Origin of the sequence: Streptomyces vastus, assembly GCF_039532825.1 — a bacterium.
Lineage (GTDB): Bacteria > Actinomycetota > Actinomycetes > Streptomycetales > Streptomycetaceae > Streptomyces > Streptomyces vastus.
In genome coordinates this window covers 1-4,103 of sequence record NZ_BAAASJ010000061.1, presented here as the reverse complement: position 1 = coordinate 4,103, position 4,103 = coordinate 1, and the positions used below count along the sequence as shown (strand labels likewise).

The following is a 4,103-nucleotide window of genomic DNA, read 5'->3' as shown; positions in this document are numbered from 1 at the left end:
GCACCCTCACGGAACTCGGCGTCAAACGTCCGCTTCTCAGTTCCCATGAACCTCAACTTCCCCTGCAATCACGGACTCCACGCTACGAGGGGAGGGACAGACGCGAGTACGGGCAGGTCATCGTCCACCAGCAGGCGTACGACGAAGACGTCACGAAACAGGCGCTCGCCTGGGCCGAGGACGTCCTCGACAGCCCGGAACCCGAGGCCATGCCGCGCGACCTCGACGGCCCCGGCCTGTCGGTGATCTGCGACAACTGTCCTTTCAAGACGAGCTGTTGGGAGGCTCCGCAGCCGCATCCTCGGCTGCGGGGACCGCCTGAGGCCTCTGCGGCTGCTCGCCGTCGGCCTCGTCCCCTTGCCTGTGCCGCCTTGCGCGGGACGAGTGCCACGGGTGCGTCAGCGGCCTCGAGTTCGAGCTGCGGCAGGACGCTGGTGTACGTGTCGGCGGTGAGCTTGTACGAGGAGTGCCCGAGCATCACCCTCGGCCTGCCGAATCCACTTACGAGACCGTGACGCGTGCGAGGGCGAACTGGATTCCGTGACGATTGAGGTGGCACCATCAGCGTCGCCGGACACCCGCGAGTCCGAGTCCGTGTCCTCGGGCCCGTCCGTCCTCAAGCCAGTGCAGGAGGCCGAAGCAAAGGCCACGGCGGGATGAAGAGGCGGAACCGACGACCCACAGCAGCAACTCTTCGAAGGACGTGTCGATGCGGCTGGCCCTGAAGACACCGGACCCTGTGCGAGCCCGGTCCCTGCGCAGGATGCTCATCGCACTCCTGGTTGCCGCTGTCGCCACCGCCCTGACGATCGGCGGCATCGCGGTGTCCAACGCGGTGAACCAGCCGGAGCTCCGGATACGCGGCATCCCCAGCAACGGCGTACTGAACGCCGCCGCGCTTTCCAAGGCCACGCTCACGGTGGACACCGTAGACACGGACGGCAGCGGCGACGACGCGGCGCTGAACAGTGAGGCGCTGCGCAATGTCGAGGCCAGGCTGAACGGCGAGATCGTTCCCACCCTGTGGGTCGGAAACCACCGGGTGATCGATCTGGGGGCGTTGCGGGAGGGGGAGTACGAGCTGACGGTGACCACCGACCTGGGCCTGCTCTGGAGCGAGATCAGTCTCAGTCGCCGCTTCATCGTGGACACCACCGAGTCTTGACCTCAAGGTCAACGGGCTAGCCGGCATTCTCCGGCTAGCCGAGTGCTCGAAAGATTGCCAGATCCATGCGATAGCGAAATCTTCGCAAAGCGGGATGCACCAGGCAGGAGTCAACTCGCCCCCAGCGAAGGCAGTCGGCGGCCGCCTCCCCGGCCCACCTCCAGGCACCGTTCTTGCCGTGGCCACCAAGTCAGGTGCCGGACACCGCCCGAAGAACAGCGGAGCCGACCCCGCAGGCGGCTGGATTTCTGCGCCGGATCCCGGTCGACTGTCCGGATCCAGTCGGAAGAACGGGCATCGAACGGACACATGGCAGTCGGCGAGCGGTCAGCAGCCTCCCGCGCTGCTGAGCTCTCCACCGCATCACCAGGGGCCTGCACTCCGAAAAACGGGCATATTCGGTCATCAAATGCTCTACGACGAACCTGGTCAGTACGGGCAATCGCCCTGTAGAAATTTGGCCACCGAAGCCCCAACGGGCCGGGCTCCGGGAAGCATCCGACGCGGGCACAGCGCGCAGAACCGTGAAACGGAGGTGTCGCCGTGGACGCCGATGAACGAAGACGCGGGATCCTGGAAACGGCACGCCGTTCCGGATCCGTGGCCGTCGGAAAGCTCGCAGTCGACCTCGGGGTTTCAGAGGAGACCGTGAGGCGCGATCTGAATCTACTGGAGAATCACGGGCTGGTCCGGCGTACCCACGGCGGTGCCCATCCCGTGGAGAGCGCCGGCTTCGAGACCACGCTCGCCTTCCGTACCACCATGCACGTCCCCGAGAAGTCCCGGATCGCGGCTGCCGCGGCCGAACTGCTCGGGGACGCCGAGACCATCTACATCGACGAGGGCTACACCCCGCAGCTCATCGCCGCCGCACTCCCCCGCGACCGGCCACTGACCGTGGTCACCTCCTCGCTGGCCACCGCAGGTGCCCTGGCTTCCGCCGAGAACATCACCGTGCTGCTGCTCGGCGGCCGGGTGCGCGGCGGAACGCTGGCCACGGTCGACCACTGGGCGACCCGCATGCTGTCCGCCTTCGTCATCGACCTGGCGTACGTCGGCGCGAACGGCATCTCCCGCGAGTACGGACTCACCACCCCCGACCCCGCGGTCAGCGAGGTCAAGGCCCAGGTCCTCAGGGCCGCCAGGCGCCGGGTCTTCTCCGGGGTCCATACGAAGTTCGGTGCCGCGAGCTTCTGCCGCTTCGCGGACATCACAGAGTTCGAGGCGATCGTCACCGACGCCGGGCTGCCCGCCTCCGAAGCACACCGCTACTCACTGCTGGGCCCCGAGGTCATCCGGGCCTGATCCGCGGTTCAACTCCCTGTCCCACAACCCCCGCAAGTCCGGGGGCCTGGTTCCCCACGCCCTCGAAACATCCCCTGGAGTCAGTCATGCGCACACGAAGAATGACCCATGTCCTCGTCACGGCCACGGCCGCGGGTTCGCTGCTGGTCGCCTGCAGCGGGGCGGGCGGCTCCTCGAACTCCGGCGGTGGCGGCAAAAGCATCAACGTGCTGATGGTCGGCAATCCGCAGATGGAGGACATCGCGAAGCTCACGAAGGACACCTTCACCAAGGACACCGGGATCAAGGTGAACTTCACGATCCTTCCCGAGAACGAGCTGCGCGACAAGGTCACCCAGGACGTCGCCACCCAGGCCGGCCAGTACGACGTCGCCACCATCGGCGCCTACGAGGTGCCCATCTGGCACAAGAACGGCTGGCTGAGCGACCTGACCGGCTACATCGACACGACCAAGGGCTTCGACAAGGCCGACCTGCTCAAGCCGATGGTCACGTCGTTGTCCGGCTCCGACGGCAAGCTCTACGCCCTGCCGTTCTACGGCGAGTCCTCCATGCTCATGTACAACAAGGACGTCATGAAGGCGAAGGGCATCACGGTGCCCGAGCGGCCGACCTGGCAGCAGATCGCCGACATCGCGGCCAAGGTCGACGGCGCCGAGCCCGGCATGAAGGGCATCTGCCTGCGCGGCCTGGCCGGCTGGGGCGAACTCGGAGCGTCCCTGACGACCGTGGTCAACACCTTCGGCGGCACCTGGTTCACCGAGGACTGGAAGGCGCAGGTCAACAGCCCGGCGTTCAAGAAGGCGACGAAGTTCTACGTCGACCTGGTGCGCAAGCACGGGGAGGCGGGCGCGTCGCAGGCCGGGTTCACCGAGTGCCTGAACGCGATGAGCCAGAAGAAGGTTGCGATGTGGTACGACGCGACCAGTGCGGCCGGGTCGTTGGAGGACCCCAAGTCCAGCAAGGTGGCCGGCAAGGTCGGTTACGCGTACGCCCCGACCGTCGAGACCAAGAGCAGCGGCTGGCTGTGGAGTTGGGCCTGGGCCATGCCCAAGACCACGAACAAGGCCGACGCCGCCTCGAAGTTCATGCTGTGGGCGTCCAGCAAGGAGTACGAGAAGCTGGTCGGCGAGAAGCTCGGCTGGGCGCGCGTCCCGGCAGGCAAGCGGGCCAGCACGTACGAGATCCCCGAGTACCAGAAGGCCGCCGCGTCGTTCGGTGACATCACCCTGAAGTCCATCGAGCAGGCCGATCCGGCCAACCCGGGCGTCCAGCCCCGGCCCACGGTCGGGATCCAGTTCGTGGCCGTCCCCGAGTTCCAGGACCTGGGCACGAAGGTGACCCAGGAGATCTCTGCCGCCATCGCCGGAAAGACCAGCGTGGACAAGGCGCTGAACGACGGCCAGAAGCTCGCCGAGGACGTCGCGAAGAACTACCAGTGACCCACCAGTGACCCGCACCAACCGCCCGGCCGGCCCTCCCCCCGGCCGGGCACCACTCCCGCACCCCGGCCGTCACCGGCAGAGGAACCTCCCATGACCACGCTCACCGCTGCACCCAAGACCGCACCGCCACCCGTGCGTACCCGCAAGCCCACCGGCGTGGGCAAGTGGCGGCGCCGCATCCCGCTGCT

Annotated in this window: 3 protein-coding genes; all 3 read left to right on the top strand. The window is 67.1% G+C overall.

Annotated features, from left to right (window positions below):
- Positions 1 to 709 precede the first annotated feature (709 nt).
- Complete coding sequence (locus tag ABD357_RS25665) at positions 710 to 1,165, top strand: hypothetical protein (protein WP_344393274.1); 456 nt, start codon at positions 710 to 712, stop codon at positions 1,163 to 1,165.
- Between the two features lie 543 nt (positions 1,166 to 1,708).
- Positions 1,709 to 2,470, top strand: coding sequence for a DeoR/GlpR family DNA-binding transcription regulator (locus tag ABD357_RS25660; RefSeq protein WP_344393272.1), 762 nt, complete (start codon positions 1,709 to 1,711; stop codon positions 2,468 to 2,470).
- A gap of 86 nt (positions 2,471 to 2,556) precedes the next feature.
- Positions 2,557 to 3,912: an ABC transporter substrate-binding protein gene (locus ABD357_RS25655; protein WP_344393271.1), complete on the top strand. Its 1,356-nt coding sequence runs from the start codon at positions 2,557 to 2,559 to the stop codon at positions 3,910 to 3,912.
- The last annotated feature ends 191 nt before the right edge of the window (positions 3,913 to 4,103 follow it).